Source organism: Knoellia koreensis (assembly GCF_013041615.1).
In the GTDB taxonomy this organism is placed as follows: Bacteria; Actinomycetota; Actinomycetes; order Actinomycetales; family Dermatophilaceae; genus Pedococcus; species Pedococcus koreensis.
On the sequence record NZ_JABEPQ010000006.1, the window covers coordinates 29,364 to 45,390 of the forward strand.

Genomic DNA, 16,027 nt, shown 5'->3' on the forward strand with positions numbered 1-16,027 from the left:
GCCCAGTCTTGCGCACGAGGCACCCAGCGCGTGGCACCCACGTTGTGGCCCGTCAGCGCCGTACGGTTGGATGGAACCCATGGCCGACGAGGTGAGCGAGTGAGTACAGCAGTCCTCCAGCTGGAACGTGGCCTCGGGTGGCCCTCCCTCGTCGGGTCGACGGCCTCCCCTGTCGGGTGGCCCAGCCCGGAGTCGGTACGCCACGAGGAGATGGTGGCTGACGAGATGGTGGCCGACGAGACCGCCAGCACCGATGTTTCACGTGAAACGGAGACGGACGCGGTTTCCAGCGAGACCCGGCCGACCCCGCCCGCGGCACCGACCGAGAGCTCGGCCGAAACAACGCAGGCCGACGCGGGCGAGCCCTCGGCGGCCGCGGCCGAGGAGGCGCTGGCGGCGGTGTCGGTTTCACGTGAAACGGCGACGGATGAGCGTGATGCCCTGGCCGCCTCGCTCCCCGACACCGACCATGACACGCCCTTGGCGCGGGCGGTGGCCGAGGACGCGCGGAAGCGGATCGCGCTCACGGGACGTGTCTTCCCCAAGCCGGCCCAGACGCGCGTACTGACGGTGGCCAACCAGAAAGGTGGCGTGGGGAAGACGACCACGACGGTCAACATCGCCGCCGCGCTGGCCCAGGCCGGGCTGACCGTGCTCGTCATCGACATCGACCCCCAGGGAAACGCGAGCACCGCGCTCGGGATCGAGCACCACGCGGAGGTCACGAGCATCTACGACGTGCTGGTCGAGGGCACCGCCATGCACGAGGTGGTGCAGGAGTGCCCCGACGTGCCGGGTCTGTGGTGCGCGCCCGCGACCATCGACCTGGCCGGTGCCGAGATCGAGCTGGTGTCCCTGGTGGCGCGGGAGACGCGGCTGGACAAGGCCATCGCGGCCTACCTCGAGCACACCGCCACCGAGGGCGGCGTAGTACCCGACTACGTGCTCATCGACTGCCCCCCGAGCCTGGGCCTGCTCACGGTCAACGCGTTCGTCGCGGCGCAGGAGGTCTTCATCCCCATCCAGTGCGAGTACTACGCGCTGGAGGGCCTGTCGCAGTTGCTCAAGAACATCGAGCTGATCCGCAGCCACCTCAACCCCGACCTGCACGTGTCGACCATCCTGCTCACGATGTATGACGGGCGGACCCGGCTGTCGGCGCAGGTCGCGGACGAGGTGCGGGCCCACTTCCCCGACCAGGTGCTGCGCAACACGGTGCCGCGGTCGGTGCGGGTGTCCGAGGCGCCGAGCCACGGACAGACCGTGATGACCTACGACCCCAACTCCAGCGGAGCCCTGTCCTACCTGGCCGCCGCGTCCGAGCTCGCCGACCGTGGTGCGGCGTCCGACCCCAGCGCACCCGCGCAGAACTGAGAGTGACCCATGAGTGAGAAGCGTCGCGCCCTCGGCCGTGGCCTCGGGGCCCTGATCCCCAACGCCCCGACCGCTCCCACGTCGGCCCGGCCGGTCGACGTGTTCTTCCCCGAGCAGGCGAAGGACCAGTCCGGGGCGGGGACCGCCACCGACGTGGTCGACCGTGAGGCCCCAGTCGTGCCCCAGGACGGTCAGGAGGGGACGCAGCCCGGCGCTGCCGAGCAGCGGGACAACACCAGCCGGACCGACACCCCCGCCTCGTCCGAGTCGCCCGACGCGGACGGCGACACGGAGGCCGCCTCCGTCTCCGACGACCTGGCGCCCGTGCCGGGTGCGACCTACGGGGAGATCCCGGTCGACCAGATCCGGCCCAACCCCCGCCAGCCGCGGACGGTGTTCGACCAGGACGACATGGACGAGCTGGTCCACTCGATCCGCGAGATCGGGGTGCTCCAGCCGATCGTCGTCCGACCCGTTTCCGCAGGTCAGGGTGCTGATGAGGAGGTGCCGGAGGGCATCCACTACGAGCTCATCATGGGTGAGCGGCGCTGGCGCGCGAGCCGGGAGGCCGGCAAGGACACCGTCCCGGCGATCGTCAAGGAGACCGAGGACGACGACCTCCTGCGTGACGCGCTCCTGGAGAACCTGCACCGCAGCCAGCTGAACCCGCTGGAGGAGGCCGCGGCATACCAGCAGCTGCTCGAGGACTTCGGGTGCACGCACGACGACCTCGCCGGCCGCATCGGTCGCTCGCGCCCGCAGATCTCCAACACCCTGCGGCTGCTCAAGCTGCCGCCGCTGGTCGCCCGGCGCGTCGCCGCCGGTGTGCTGTCGGCCGGGCACGCCCGCGCGCTGCTCGCGCTCGAGGACGGCGCGTCGATGGAGCGGCTCGCCCAGCGCATCGTCGCCGAGGGCCTGTCCGTCCGCTCGGTCGAGGAGATCGTCACCCTCGGCGGTGACCAGGGCGCCACGGCCAAGGCCCGGCGTCCGCGTGCGGGTGGTCGTCACCCGCAGCTCGACGACCTCGCGGCGCGGCTCTCGGACCGCTTCGACACGCGCGTCAACATCGCGCTCGGTCAGCGCAAGGGCAAGCTGACGGTCGAGTTCGCCTCGGTCGAGGACCTCAACCGGATCGTCGGACTGCTCGGCGTCGACCCGCGCGACTGACGCCCCGCAGCCGGGAGGTCTGCCGCCCACCCCGACGGACAGGTGCACCTGATCCGGACACGGTGCACCCTGACCGGATCCGGCTGACCTTTTCTCACGAGGGTTGGCGAAAACCGTTGGGGGAGAAGGGGATTCGGGATCCCGAGGGCGACCGGCGTCAGCCGTGTGCGGCGAGGTAGGCGCGCAGGTCGCCGAGGTGCAGGACGCCCGTGGTGGCGGTGTCGTCCTCGCCGAGGTACATCCGCTGCAGGCTCACCAGCACCGCCTCGGCCAGGGTGTCGCGGAAGGCCGGCTGGGCCAGCTGCGCCGCGTCGACGGGTGAGGACAGGTACCCCGCCTCGACCCGCACCGCCGGCATCCGGGTCTGCTGGAGCAGCGTCCACGACCGCCCGTGCGAGCGGCAGTTCGCCAGCCCGGTGCGGGCCACGACCTCGCGCAGCAGCAGGTCGGCCAGGTGCTCGCCGACGGCCGACCACGACGTGGTGCGGTCGCGGCCGAAGAAGAAGGTGGCGACCCCGCTGGCGTCCTGGACGTCGTGGGAGTCGCAGTGCAGGGACAGCACGAGGTCGGCGCCCGCGGCGTTGGCGATCGCAGCGCGCTCCTCCTCGGAGGGGTCGGTCTGCTCGGTGCGGGTGTAGACGACCGAGACCCCGATCGCGGTCAGCCGGCCCTCGATGCGGCGGGCAAGGTCCATGACGACCTCGGCCTCGACCAGCCCGCCAGCGAGGACACCGGTGTTGGCGCCGCCGTGGCCCGGGTCGAGCACGATCGTGCGCCCGCTGAGGTTGTGGCCCGACCGGCGCACGATCTCTCGTTCGCGCAGCACGGTGGACGAGCCGCCGGAGACCGAACGACGCAGGTCGGTGAAGGCGCGCAACGTCTGCGGGCCCACCGAACCGTCACCGGCCAGGCCGTAGGCCCGCTGGAAGCCGCGCACCGCACGCTCGGTGTCGGCTCCGAACCGGCCGTCGACCCGGCCGGCATCGAAGCCGAGGGTGTTGAGCCGCTCCTGCAGGGCCACGACGTCCTCGCCGCGCATCAGCTTGCCGGGGGTGTGCACGAGGATCCGGTCACCGAGCCCCCACCGCGCACCGTCAATCGCGGTGAACGTCTCCACGCCCACGACCCCGTCGACGATGAGCCCCTTGGCCTGCTGGAACGAGCGCACGGCTCGCTCGAGGCCCTCGTCGAACTCGCTCGGGTCGGCGGCCCCGTCGAGGGCGCCGCGCTCGGGCAGCTGGTCCGGTGACAGGGCGGCGAGCCGGGCGCGGACGTCGGCGACGGCAGGGCCGTGGTCACCGAGGCCGAGCAGGCCGTGCTTGCTGTCGGACACAAAGCCTCCGGGTCGTGTTTGTGCAGGTCAGAGCGGTGCCGGCGGGGGAGCCGACGCTGCAGCCTAGGTCAGGTTGGCGCGTGCGACCAATTGCCGCGCCCGTGGACGGCCGAGGCCTGTTCCCGTCCGTCCCACCCGACACACAGGTATGCCGGCCGGCCCACCAGGGGGCTCGGCCGGCATACCTCGTCGTGCGCCAGCACGCGCGCAAGCTCGTGCGCACCGCGGCTGGCGCGCCACATGGTCAGTTCAGGTAGTCGGCGAGCTCGCGGACCAGCTTGGGCTTGGGCAGCGCACCCACGAGGGTCTTGACGACCTCGCCGCCGACGTAGACGTTGAGGGTCGGGATGCCGGTGATGCCGTAGCGGCTGCTCACCTGGACGTTCTCGTCGGTGTTGAGCTTGACGACCTCGATCTTGTCCTTGTGCTGCTCAGCCAGCTCCTCGAGGATCGGGGCGACCGCGCGGCACGGACCGCACCACGGCGCCCAGAAGTCGACGAGGACGGGCTTGTCACTCTGCAGGACGTCAGCGTCGAAGGTGGCGTCGGTCGTGTCCTTGATGGCTCCCACTTCGGGGGCTCCTCTCGTGTTGCGGTCGGGTGCTGCGGTCGGGATGAAGACGAGTCGGGGGTGCGGCCGTGGCGCCAGCGTGGCACCACGGGGTGACACTCAGCTGATGACGAGCTCGGGCTCGTCGACCAGCGCGGCGTCGGCCGCGGGCAGCCCGGCCTCGTCGTGGTCGGCGAGGAAGCGCTCGGCGTCGAGCGCGGCGGCACACCCGGATCCGGCGGCGGTGATGGCCTGCCGGTAGGTGTGGTCGACGAGGTCGCCCGCGGCGAAGACGCCCGGGACGTTGGTGTGGGTGGTGCGGCCCTGGACCAGCACGTAGCCCTCGTCGTCGAGCTCGACCTTGGTCGCGTCGGCGGAGTCCTTGATGAGCTGGTTGCGGGGGTCGTGCCCGATGGCGACGAACAGCCCGGTCACGGGCAGCTCGGTCTCGGCACCGGTGACGGTGTCACGCAGGGTCACGCCGGTGAGCTTGCCGTCGCCGTGGATCGCGGCGACCTCGCTGTTCCAGGCGAACCTGATCTTGGGGTTGTCCAGCGCACGCTGGGCCATGATCTTGGACGCCCGCAGCTCGTCGCGGCGGTGGACGATCGTCACCGACTTGGCGAACTTGGTGAGGAACGTCGCCTCCTCGACGGCGGAGTCGCCGCCGCCGACGACGGCGATGTCCTGGTCGCGGAAGAAGAACCCGTCGCACGTCGCACACCACGAGACGCCGTGACCGGAGAGCGCCTTCTCGTTCTCGAGGCCGAGCTCTCGGTATGCCGACCCCATGGCGAGGATGACCGCGTGGGCGCGGTAGGTGTTGCCCTCGGCGTCGGTGACGGACTTGACCGGGCCGTCGAGCGAGACGGACTCGACGTCGTCGGTGATGATCTCGGCGCCGAACCGCTCGGCCTGGGCCCGCATCTGCTCCATCAGCTCGGGGCCCATGATGCCCTCGGGGAAGCCGGGGAAGTTCTCGACGTCGGTGGTGTTCATCAGCGCGCCACCAGCGGTGACGGCGCCCTCGAACAGCAGCGGCCGGAGGTTCGCGCGCGCGGCGTAGACGGCTGCGGTGTAGCCCGCCGGGCCGGAACCGATGATGATCAGGGATCGGATGTCGGCAGGTGCGGAGGTGCTCACGCGGCTACAGCCCCTTGTGGTCGAGATCGGTCGGCACCGCAAGATGCGGTGTTCTAGTGCTGCAACCGATCGTAGGGCCTCGATGTTCCACCGGCGCCCGCGACACCCACATCTGCCGGCTGCCCGGGTCGCCTCAGCCCACGGGCAGTGGCCCCGCGAGCGCGACGGCGTGGCCGGCGTCGCACCCGGGCGCCACGGCATACGCCGTCCGACCGCCGGGCGCCTCGACCACGGCGACCACGGCCGGGGCGCCGTCGAGCGTGCCCCGGTCGACCCAGACGACGGTGTCGGCGCCGACACCGAGGGCCAGGAGGCAGTCGCGCAGCCCCTGGTCGGTGTCGGCCGGGCCGCGGACGCTGCTGGCGGACTGGTCCGCGCCCGAGCCCTTGGCGTCCTTGGCCTGCAGGGCCGCCGTGACCTGCCGGGCGAGACCAGCGGTCGTGTATGCCGTGCCGTTCGCCTGCTCGAGGCCCTTGGAGTCCGCGGTGGAGGGCGTCGCGGGTGGGAGCGTGGGGGTGACCGACGGTGACAGGCCGCCCTCGGGAGGGCCGCTCGGCGCCCCGGTCGCGGCGAGACCTTGGCTCTGGGCGCCGGAGGAGGCCGCGCTGCCGTCGGAGGAACCACCCGACAGCGACGCGATGAGTCCGCCGTTGCCGCCGGAGAGCGCGGCCGGCACCCCGACCCCGATGACGGCGACCGCGGCAGCCGCTGCGGCGACGTGGCGCCAGTTCCAGCGGCGGCGGGAGTCCAGGGGGACCACGGTGGCGCCCGACCCGTCGGCGTCCCGGTGGGGGTCGCCGGCGCGTGCGGCCTGCTCGGCGGCCAGCGAGGCGGTGATGCGCTGGACGAGGTCCTCGGGCATGGGCCCCGGGTCGGGCAGGGAGGCGAGCAGGTCGCGCATGCCCGTGGGGTCGTGCTCGGGGTCGCCGCGCCCGGGTGGGGTCGGCGGCGTGGGCGGTGTGCTCACCACGACGACCTCCGAGCGGGGCTGGACTGCGGGACGGGGGTGCCGCCACGACCGGCCGCGTGGCGGCGGGGGCGACATGGGTAGGACGTCACGGCCGCTCCGATGGTTCCCGCGGCGACTGCGGCTGCGGGTCGCGCAGCAGGGCCGCCAAGGCCTCCCGGCCGCGGCTGCACCGTGACTTCACCGTGCCCTCGGCGACCTCGAGCACCGCGGCCGCCTCGGCCACGGACAGGCCGTGCATGTCGACGAGGACCAGCGCCATCCGCTGCCCCTCGGGCAGCCTGGCCAGGGCCTCGCGCACGTCGAGCCGGGCGTCGACCGAGGCGTGGTGGTCGTGGCGATCGGCCAGCTCGTACTCGGGCAGCTCGCTGGTGGGGCGCTCGCGGCGCAGCCGGTCGAGGCAGGCGTTGACGACGATGCGGTGCAGCCACGTGGTGACGGCTGCGTCGCCGCGGTAGGAGTCGGCGCGGCGGAACGCCGAGATGAACGCGTCCTGCACGCAGTCGGCGGCGAGCTCGCGGTTGCGCGTGGTCCGCAGGGCCACCGCCCACATGCGGTCGCGGTGCCGCCGGAAGATCTCACCGAAGGCGTCGGGGTCACCGGCGACGTGCGCCCGCATCAGCTCCCGGTCGTGACGCTCCTGCAGCGGGAGGCTGCCCATGGCGCGGCGGTCCGTCCGCTCAGCTGACGGTGACCTCGGCCAGGGTGGCGCGGAACCTGCCATCGCTGACCTGGGAGACCTTGGTGAACCACACGAAGACGTACTGGCCCTTCACCGGCTTGTCGGCCTTGAGGGTGACCTCGCCGGACTTGCCGGAGGAGGTGCCGATCTCGGTGGCGTCGCTGCGGTCGCGGTCGGGGCCGACGGACACGGTCACGTCGGAGGCGTCGGGCAGGGACAGCTTGACGGTCGACACCGACCGCACCTGCCCGAGGTCGAGCCGCACGCCGACACCCTTCTTCAGGCCGCCGAGGTTCGCGCTGGCGTAGCCCTCCGAGCTCCAGGACGTGGAGTCCTTGCCGTCGTAGGTGCGGGCGGCCTCGCTGTTGCGCTCCGACCCGTCACCCTCGGGGTCGTACCCGGTCGCGCTGAGGATGGGGAAGTCGCCACCCTCGGGCGAGCCCTCGGTGGCGGTGGGCTCGGGCGCGTTCGTGCCGCCCACCGTGGTGGGCGGGGCGGTGACCGTGATGGTGTTCTTGGGCGCCGGGGTCCCGAACCCCAGGTTGGTGTTGCTGCCGATCTGGGAGACACCCCACCAGCCCAGGGCCGTGGCCACCACGAGGAACCCGGCTATGATCATCAGCACCAGCCGGGACTGCTCGCGGCTCGGCGGGTCGCCGAGCTCCTGCGGCAGCATCGGCAGCGGGGGGTCCAGCGGTTCGCCGGACTCGACGAGGGCGCCCTCGAGGCTGACGCGGCGCTGCTCGGCGCGCTCCTGCGCCTCCTGGCGCTGGGCCCGGCGCTCGGCCGCCTTGTCGGCGGCGGCGCGGGCGAAGCTGCCGACCTTCTGCGCGGCCCCGGCGGCGGCCTGGCCGGCCGCCTGCCCGGCGGTGCCGAGCGCACCGGCCACGGCGGCGCCGGCAGCGGAGGCGGCCGCGGCACCCTTGCCCGGACCCTCCGGATACTTCGGGAAGGTGGACGTCGGGGGTATGCCGCCGCCCGCGCCCTGCGCGGTGCCCTCGCCCTCGGTGATGGCCTCGCCCTCGGTGGTGGCCTCGCCCTCGGCGGGCACCGGGCGGGCCATGGGCTGGGTGGTGTCGTCACCGGTGCGGTCAGTCCGCAGGTCCAGCGGTCGGGTGCTCTCGTCGGCCGACCCGGCACCAGCCACGCCCGCTGCCGCAGCCGCACCCGCGCCGGCCGCTGCACCAGCAGCGGCACCGGTGGGCGAGCCGGTCCGAGCCGATGCCGCCGGGGACGGTGCCGTCGGGTCGGGGGTTGCGGGGGTTGGTGACTGTGGGGTTTCAGCACCCGTCGCGCGGTCGTCCTGCGGCACGCCGTGGTCCACGCCCGCCTGGGGCTGACGACGCGGGGCGGCCGGGCGCAGCGGGAGCTGGTCGGTCGGCAGGGCGATGGTGGGCGCGCTCTCGGCGGCCGTGCGCGGGGGCACGGCCGACCCCTGCACCTGGCTGAGCGCCCACGGCGCGATCTGGGCGGCGAAGTCACCGGGGCTGACCGGCCCCTGGTCCTGGGTCAGGGTCAGGCGGCACAGGCCGTCGAGGTCACCGGGCACTCCGGCCGCGATCTCGGAGGGTGCCGGGACGCCACCCACGACGTGTGGCGCGGACTCCAGGCCCGGCACGGGGGTGGGCAGCGGCCAGCGACTGGTCAACGCGGCATACGTGAGGGCGACGATGCCGACCGCGTCGGTGCGGGCGGCCCGGTCGGCGTCCACGTCGTCGGCGTGCGCCATCGCGGCGGCGGTGGCGAGGCCGCGGACCTTGATCGTGCCGTCGGGCAGCCGCAGCACCGAGTCGGGGGTGAGCCGCAGGTGGTGCAGCCCGCGGCCGCGCGCGGCCTCGAGCCCGGTGGCGACCTCGCCGGCGATGCGCCGGGCCTCCTCGGCGGGCAGGCCGCCCTGGCCGAGCAGCTGGGTCACGGTGTGGGTGTCGGGCAGGGCTTCCTCGACGAAGAACGCGATGCCGTCGGAGCGCCCGACGTCCAGGACACGGACCAGCCGCGGGTTGTCGATGCCGGCGGCGCGGCGGGCCGCGTCGAGCGTGGCGTCTGCGTGCTGTTCGGTCTCGGCGAAGCAGACGAGCACGACATCCCGCTCGAGGGTGGTGTCGTGGGCCGACCAGCGCTCGGCGTTCGGCAACATCTCCAGCCGGCGCTGCGCGGCATACCGGCCACCCAGCACCGTCGAAGGGCCTACCCCGTGCACAGTGTCCTCCCCTGTTGTCGTCGGCGGTGCGGCCAGCATAGGCGGTGGCGCACGTCAGGCCCGCCGACGGATTCTGCGCGTCACCGGGTCGAGGAGAGCCGCGACCTCCTCGACCCGCATGAGGTGGGCGACCCCGAGCACGACCGCGAGGAACAGCCCACCCCCCGCGACGAGCTCGATGGCGCTGCCGAGGACGCCGTCGCCGACGACCCGCTCGAGCAGCATCCGCGCGGGAATGGCGACCGCGGCACCGACCAGCGTGGCGACCCCCAGCCGCACGTACAGGCGCACCGTGCTGCGCAACCGCAGCAGGCCCAGCCGGCGCCGCAGCAGCACGAACCCCACGCCGGCGGCGACCAGGTTGCTCAGGGTCTGGCCGATGCCGACGACGATGCCGACCTTGGTGGGGTCGACGGTGAACGCGTAGAGGTTCACGGCGGTGGCGACGCCGGAGACGACGAGCTGGAGGTAGAACGGCGTCTTGGCGTCCTCGTAGGCGTAGTAGACGCGCTGGATGAGGTAGACCCAGCCGAACGGCACGACGCCGACCATCATCGCGATCATGACCTCGGCGATCGCCGCCGCCTGCTCCGGCGTGTTGCCGGCAAAGGCGAGGCGCACCGCCGGCAGCCCGAACAGGATCGCCGCCGCGGTGCCGGGCACGAGGAAGACGGCCGGCATCCGCAGCCCGCGCCCGAAGTCGGACACCACCTCGGCGGTGCGGCCGGCGTGCGCCGCCGTGGACATCCGGGTGAAGAGCGCCGTCACCAGGGACAGGGTGATGAGCGAGTGCGGCAGCATGAACAGCAGGAACGCCGCGCTGTATGCCGCCTTGCCGGCACCCGTGACCCCCTGGGCGGCCATGAGGTCGTTGGCCCGGGTGAGCACCTTGGACGTGACGATGAACCCCAACTGGCTGACGGCCAGCGCGGCGAAGGTCCAGAGGGCGACCCGGGACGCCGACCGCAGTCCCACCCCGCGGAAGCCGAAGACGGGTCGGAGCCGGAAACCGCTGCGGTGCAAGGGGATCAGGAGCACGAGGGCCTGCAGCGCGACGCCCAGGGTGGCGGTGCCGGCGACCACCCAGACCATCCCCGCGTCCCACTGCTCCACGCGGGGCTGGTCCGCGTAGACCGCGCCGAACCAGAGCAGGCCGAGGATCGCGACGATGTTCGCGATGGCCGGCGCCCACATGTAGGCCGCGAACTGGCCGCGTGCGTTGAGCACCTGCCCCACGACGGTGTAGAGGCCGTAGAAGAAGATCTGCGGCAGGCAGATGAACGCGAAGGCCGTGCCGAGGGCCAGGGCGCTGGAGTTCCAGCCCTGGGAGAACAACCGGACCAGCAGGGGCGCCAGGGCGGTCACGACGATCGTCGCGGCGGCGATGATGAGCAGCGACAGGGTGAGCAGCCGGTTGACGAACTCCTGGCCGCCGTCGTCGTGCTTGGCCGCCTTGGTGATCTGGGGGACCAGCACGGCGTTGAGGACACCGCCGGCGAGCAGCAGGTAGAAGTTGTTGGGCAGCGTGTTCGCCACGTCGAAGGCGTCGGCGGAGACGCCGAGGCCGATCACGGCGGCCAGCATGGTGGTGCGGGCGAAGCCCAGCAGGCGGGACGTGGCCGTCCCGGCGGCCATGACGGCCGAGGAGCGGGCGAGGCTCTGGTCGCTCACGAGGATCCGATCGTGGTGACGGGCGCGGTCGCGCGCCGGGTGCGGGGACGCTTGCGGTAGGTGCGGAACAGGCCGATCACGAGGATCAGGCCCGCGAAACCGCCGAGGGCCCAGTAGACACCGTCACCGGTCGGGGTCACGCGCACCCGCACGTCCGCGCCCTGCCCGATCACCGTGTCGTCGGGGGTGGTCAGCGTGGTGCGCAGAGGCACGGTGCCTGCGGCGAGCGCGGTGACGTTGACGGTGACGGTGGCCCGGCTGCGCGGTCCGATCCGCAGCACCGGCGGCTGGCTGTCGATGCGCAGCCGCGGGTTCGAGGCCTCGACGGTGAGCTTGACGTCCTCGACCGGGACGGTGAGGTCGTTGGTGACGGTGATCTGGAGCCGACCCGAGTCGGCGAGGAAGTTGATGGTGCCGGCCGCGACCTTGACGGCGCTGGTCGTCTGTCCGGCGGCCTCGGTGACCCGGCCGTCGAGGGTGCTCCACGCGGTCGGTGCGGCGCGCCACCGGGTGGAGGCGAGCTGCTCGGCGGCGCGGGTCCAGGTGCGGGAGAAGGCGTCGCCGTCGTCCCGGATGGTCGCCACGCCCTGCACGGTCCGCACGGTCTGCCCGAGCTGGGCGAGACGGGCCCGGGTCAGGACGGGCGCGCCGCCATAGGACGGCCCCGTCGGCCGGGTGACCGGTGCCGCCGGGGCCGGGACGGCCCGGCTGGCCGTGCTCAGCTGGGCGTCCGCGGTGGTGGGCGTGAGCCACGGTATGCCGGCGACGGTGTCCAGGAAGCGCTTGGCCGCCGTCGCGTCCGGTGCCCACGTCCGCGGGGCGACGATGAAGACGGTGCGCCCCGCGGTGCCCGGCAGCTCGTTGAGCAGCGCCGCCGAGTCGGCGACGAACTGCTGGGTGCTGAGCACGCCCTCGGCCTGCGACGTGGTCCGCGCCAGCAGCCCGCTCAGGGAGTCGTCGAACGCCAGCATCGGCAGGCCACCCTGGGAGCGTTGCGTCGCGACCGGGGTGCTGCCCCGGCCGAGCTCGCCCAGCGCGCTGACCGCGACGACCTGGCCCCCGAGCCGCGGGTCGCGGTAGAAGCCGCGCAGCGCCGACTCGCGCGCCGAGGTGTACTGGCCGTCCACGGGCCAGGCCACGTCGGAGCGGCCCCCGAGCTGGTTCGCCACCTCGGTGGCGCGCCCGACGAGCTCGCCCATCAGGGTGGTGCCCGATGCCGTGCCGGCTGCCGCGGCGATGTCGGCGTCGGTGTCCGGCAGCACCCACGGCCGGTGCTGGGCCGCGGCACCGCGGATCCGGCTCTCGGCGGCTGTGCGCACCTTCTCCTCGCCACCGTTGCCGCCCTGGGGGAACTCACCGAAGTCGGGCAGCAGGGTCGGGGTGAGCGTGGGGTCGACGGCCCACGTGACGTCGGTGTTCGAGGTGGCGTCCAGCACGTGGGTCAACCGCGAGTCCGGGCCGAGGGCGCGCTCCCACGCGGCGTCGCGGGTGGCGCCCTCCGCGCCGAACAGGTCGGGGTCGGGGTCGAGCGTGAGCGGCACCGCCACGGCCAGCGACAGGGGTTCGTACTGCTTGACCGACTGGAAGCCGGCGAACGTCCGCACGCTGTCCCCACCGCTCTGCACGCTGATCGGCAGCGCGCCGTAGGTGACGGCGCCGCGGCGGCCGAGGTCCTTGACGGTCACCCGGAAGGCGGCGCTCGCACCGGGCGCCAGGGTCGAGCCGACCCGGGCCTGGCCGACGACCGTCCCCTGGGCCGGACCGGTCTGCGCCGCCCACTCGCGCACGGCGTCACGTGACAGGTCGACGCGGGCCGTGCCCAGTACCACCTGGACCAGCGGGCGGCTCACCGCGGCGCCCGAGGTGTTGCGGACGGTGCCGGTCACGGTGAGGTCCTCGTTGTCGGTGATGACCGCCGGGCTCACCCCCGTCAGCTGGAGGTCGAGGCTGGCCGCGGCGGCCGGCGCGGCGGGAGCGGCAGCAGGTGTCGCGGCGACCGACGCCGGCTCGGCACCGGGCGTGGCAGACGCACGCGAGCCGACACCCCCGACCGGGACCACGACGGCAGGCACCGCCAGCGCCGCCGCGGCGAGCACGCGGCATACCGACCCGCGCACGCCTCACCCCTCCCCGGCGAGACGGGCCCAGGCCTGACGTGCGATCCGACGCTCGTTGGGGAAGGTGAGGTGCTCGTGGGCCTCGCGCAGGGGGAGCCAGGCGACGTCGATGGCCTCGTGGTCGGGGTCGTTCTCGATGGTGAGGTGACCGCCGGTGGCCTCGAGCAGGTAGTGGTGGACGAACTTGTGCACCCGCCGGTCCGACGTCGCGAACCAGTAGTCGATGGTGCCCAGCTCGGTGAGGACCCGGCCCTCGATGCCGGTCTCCTCGGCGACCTCGCGGACAGCGGTCTCGGGGAGCGTCTCGCCGTTCTCCATGTGTCCCTTGGGCAGGCACCACTCGACGCGGCCCGCGCGGTTTCGCCTGGCAATGACCGCGATCCGGGCCTGGCCGTCGTGCACGTCGACGACGATCCCGCCGGCCGAGCGTTCCTCCACTGCGGGCAGCCGCCCGGCCGCGCGGGCCGGATCGGGGGCAGGGGAGGTCACCCGATCACTCTAACGAGCGCCTACCCTTGGTCCCCATGTCCTCCGCCGATCCCAGCGCGCCGCGCCTGGACCTGTTGCGCCGGGCAACGGCCCACCTCGCGCCCGTCGTGCCGCTGCTCACCGAGCTCGGGTCGCTGTTCGAGCAGGCGGGTCACGAGCTGGCGCTGGTCGGCGGACCGGTGCGCGACGCGTTCCTCGGACGCACCTCGCCCGACCTCGACTTCACGACAAGCGCCTCGCCCGAGGAGATCCTCGCCGTCGTCAAGCCGTGGGCCGACACGCACTGGGACATCGGCCGCGACTTCGGCACCATCGGCGCGCGCCGCGGCGACCACACCGTCGAGATCACGACCTACCGCGCCGACGCCTACGACGGCCAGACCCGCAAGCCGGTCGTCGCCTTCGGCGACAACCTCGAGGACGACCTGGTGCGCCGCGACTTCACCGTGAACGCGATGGCGTTGCGGCTGCCGGGCATGGAGTTCGTCGACCCGTATGCCGGGTTGCCCGACCTGGCGGCGAAGGTGCTGCGCACGCCCGGGCCGCCGGAGGTGTCGTTCGGTGATGACCCGCTGCGGATGATGCGGGCCTGCCGGTTCGTGGCGCAGCTGGGGTTCGAGGTGGCGCCGCAGGTGCGCTCGGCGATGAAGGCCATGGCCGCCTCGATCCAGATCGTGTCGGCCGAGCGGGTGCGCGACGAGCTGACCAAGCTGCTCATGGCGCCCGCGCCGCGGCCCGGGCTGCGGCTGCTGGTCGACACCGGGCTGGCCGAGCAGGTGCTGCCCGAGCTGCCCGCGCTCCAGCTGGAGATCGACGAGCACCACCGGCACAAGGACGTCTACGAGCACTCGCTGACGGTGCTCGACCAGGCGATCGCGCTCGAGGGACCCGCCGACGGACCGGCCGAGTCGGTGCCGGGGCCCGACCTGGTGCTGCGGCTGGCGGCGCTGCTGCACGACATCGGCAAGCCGGCGACGCGGCGGTTCGAGAGCGGTGGCGGAGTGTCGTTCCACCACCACGAGGTCGTCGGCGCCAAGCTCGCGACCAAGCGGCTCAAAGCGCTGCGCTATGACAAGGACACGGTCAAGGCGGTGGCCCGGCTGATCGAGCTGCACCTGCGGTTCCACGGGTACGGCGGCGGCCAGTGGACCGACTCGGCGGTGCGCCGCTACGTCACCGATGCCGGACCGCTGCTGCAGCGGCTGCACCGGCTGACCCGCTCGGACTCCACGACCCGCAACGCCCGCAAGGCCGCCCTGCTGTCGCGCACCTACGACGACCTCGAGACGCGGATCGAACGGCTCCAGGAGGAAGAGGAGCTCGCCGCCGTGCGCCCCGAGCTCAACGGCAACGAGATCGCCGAGGTGCTCGGCATCCCGCCCGGCCCGGTGCTGGGGCAGGCCTACAAGCACCTGCTCGAGGTCCGCCTCGACCGCGGGCTCATCGGCAAGGAGGCCGCGGCGCAGGAGCTGCGCACCTGGTGGGCGACGCGGTCGGCCACGAACGGGTCATGACCGCGCGGGCCAGCGTCTTCTCCCGGCCGACGGTGCTCGGCCACCGGGGCCTGGGCCGCGACCGGGTCGACGGCCTGCTCGAGAACACCATGGAGTCGATCGTGGCCGCCGCGCGCAGCGGTCTGCGCTGGGTCGAGTTCGACGTGCGGCGCACGGCCGACGACCACCTCGTCGTGGGGCACTACCCGACCGTCGACGCCACCACCTTCGTCGCCGACCTGTCGCTGGAGCAGGCGCGCGAGCTCGGCGCGGTGACCCTGTCGGACGTGCTCGATGCGCTGCCCGCGGAAACCGGCGTCAACCTCGACCTCAAGACCGCCCTCGAGGACGCCCTGCGGCCCGCGGCCACGACGACGGCCGGTCTGCTCGCGCGCGTCGCACCGGACATCGCCGCCGACCGCCCGCTGCTCGTCTCGTCCTTCGACCCCGCAGCCCTGCTCGTCCTCGGTGAGTCCGCACCCGGCATACCCCGCTCGTTGCTCACCTGGATCCGCTTCCCGCTGCGCAAGGCCATCCCGGCAGCCGCGCACCTGGGGGTCGACGCGGTCGCCGCCCACTGGGAGTCCTTCGGCCCCAACCCGTCCGACCGCGCGCCGACGTTCCGCTCGGCCGCGTATGCCGTGGACGTCGCCCACCGCGCCGGGCTCACCGTCGTCGCGTGGTGCCCGGCCGTGCCCGAGGCGCGCACGCTGCTCGAGGCCGGGGTCGACGCCGTGGTGGTCGACGACGTGCCGCGCGCGCTGCCCGCGCTTGCCGGCTGGGCGGACTGACGCCACCATCGGCCGAACGGACCGAAGTCCGGATTGCCGGTTTCCTCCCC

General features: G+C 73.3%; 13 protein-coding genes. 4 read left to right on the forward strand and 9 right to left on the reverse strand.

Translation table 11 applies throughout. The features are described from left to right. The first annotated feature begins 99 nt into the window (after window positions 1-99). Together HJG52_RS18830 and HJG52_RS18835 are read left to right on the forward strand one after the other, a co-directional pair. A complete protein-coding gene (locus HJG52_RS18830) occupies window positions 100-1,374 on the forward strand; it encodes an AAA family ATPase (RefSeq protein WP_346767847.1) in 1,275 nt (424 codons plus the stop codon). Window positions 1,375-1,383: 9 nt separating this feature from the next. Then, window positions 1,384-2,541 (forward strand): ParB/RepB/Spo0J family partition protein, encoded by a 1,158-nt coding sequence (locus HJG52_RS18835; RefSeq protein WP_171245181.1) that lies wholly within the window; start codon window positions 1,384-1,386, stop codon window positions 2,539-2,541. Window positions 2,542-2,698: 157 nt separating this feature from the next. Here the strand turns inward: HJG52_RS18835 and HJG52_RS18840 are convergent, their stop codons facing one another. The 9 genes from HJG52_RS18840 to HJG52_RS18880 form a co-directional block, all read right to left on the reverse strand. Next, complete coding sequence (locus tag HJG52_RS18840) at window positions 2,699-3,874, reverse strand: N-acetylmuramoyl-L-alanine amidase (RefSeq protein ID WP_346767848.1); 1,176 nt, start codon at window positions 3,872-3,874, stop codon at window positions 2,699-2,701. 244 nt (window positions 3,875-4,118) lie between these two features. Continuing rightward, window positions 4,119-4,445, reverse strand: coding sequence for a thioredoxin (gene trxA / locus HJG52_RS18845; RefSeq protein WP_171245182.1), 327 nt, complete (start codon window positions 4,443-4,445; stop codon window positions 4,119-4,121). A gap of 99 nt (window positions 4,446-4,544) precedes the next feature. Then, window positions 4,545-5,567 carry a thioredoxin-disulfide reductase gene (gene trxB / locus HJG52_RS18850; RefSeq protein WP_346767849.1) on the reverse strand — a complete coding sequence of 341 codons (1,023 nt, stop codon included), beginning with the start codon at window positions 5,565-5,567 and terminating at the stop codon, window positions 4,545-4,547. 133 nt (window positions 5,568-5,700) lie between these two features. Continuing rightward, complete coding sequence (locus HJG52_RS18855; RefSeq protein ID WP_171245183.1) at window positions 5,701-6,534, reverse strand: hypothetical protein; 834 nt, start codon at window positions 6,532-6,534, stop codon at window positions 5,701-5,703. A gap of 88 nt (window positions 6,535-6,622) precedes the next feature. Then, window positions 6,623-7,195 carry an RNA polymerase sigma factor SigM gene (gene sigM, locus HJG52_RS18860; protein WP_171245184.1) on the reverse strand — a complete coding sequence of 191 codons (573 nt, stop codon included), beginning with the start codon at window positions 7,193-7,195 and terminating at the stop codon, window positions 6,623-6,625. Window positions 7,196-7,214: 19 nt separating this feature from the next. Then, a complete protein-coding gene (locus HJG52_RS18865) occupies window positions 7,215-9,416 on the reverse strand; it encodes a protein kinase family protein (RefSeq protein ID WP_171245185.1) in 2,202 nt (733 codons plus the stop codon). Between the two features lie 54 nt (window positions 9,417-9,470). Next, the gene (gene murJ / locus HJG52_RS18870) at window positions 9,471-11,087 is read right to left on the reverse strand and encodes a murein biosynthesis integral membrane protein MurJ (protein ID WP_346767850.1); all 1,617 of its coding nucleotides are present in this window, start codon (window positions 11,085-11,087) and stop codon (window positions 9,471-9,473) included. Beyond that, window positions 11,084-13,204, reverse strand: a complete 2,121-nt coding sequence (locus HJG52_RS18875; RefSeq protein ID WP_171245186.1) for a DUF6049 family protein — start codon at window positions 13,202-13,204, stop codon at window positions 11,084-11,086. The genes murJ and HJG52_RS18875 overlap by 4 nt, the downstream gene beginning before the upstream one ends. Window positions 13,205-13,207: 3 nt before the next feature. Then, the gene (locus HJG52_RS18880) at window positions 13,208-13,693 is read right to left on the reverse strand and encodes an NUDIX hydrolase (protein WP_346767851.1); all 486 of its coding nucleotides are present in this window, start codon (window positions 13,691-13,693) and stop codon (window positions 13,208-13,210) included. A 35-nt stretch (window positions 13,694-13,728) separates the two neighbouring features. Between HJG52_RS18880 and HJG52_RS18885 the strand changes: the two genes are divergently transcribed. After that, window positions 13,729-15,207 carry a CCA tRNA nucleotidyltransferase gene (locus HJG52_RS18885; RefSeq protein WP_171245187.1) on the forward strand — a complete coding sequence of 493 codons (1,479 nt, stop codon included), beginning with the start codon at window positions 13,729-13,731 and terminating at the stop codon, window positions 15,205-15,207. After that, complete coding sequence (locus HJG52_RS18890) at window positions 15,204-15,977, forward strand: glycerophosphodiester phosphodiesterase (RefSeq protein WP_171245188.1); 774 nt, start codon at window positions 15,204-15,206, stop codon at window positions 15,975-15,977. The genes HJG52_RS18885 and HJG52_RS18890 overlap by 4 nt, the downstream gene beginning before the upstream one ends. Window positions 15,978-16,027 lie beyond the last annotated feature (50 nt).

What these genes read in the sequence shown, in the direction of transcription:
- HJG52_RS18835 (WP_171245181.1), top strand. Translation starts at nt 1,384, where the DNA reads ATGAGTGAGAAGCGTCGCGCCCTCGGCCGTGGCCTCGGGGCCCTGATC.
- sigM (WP_171245184.1), bottom strand. Translation starts at nt 7,195, where the DNA reads ATGGGCAGCCTCCCGCTGCAGGAGCGTCACGACCGGGAGCTGATGCGG.
- HJG52_RS18885 (WP_171245187.1), top strand. Translation starts at nt 13,729, where the DNA reads ATGTCCTCCGCCGATCCCAGCGCGCCGCGCCTGGACCTGTTGCGCCGG.
- HJG52_RS18890 (WP_171245188.1), top strand. Translation starts at nt 15,204, where the DNA reads ATGACCGCGCGGGCCAGCGTCTTCTCCCGGCCGACGGTGCTCGGCCAC.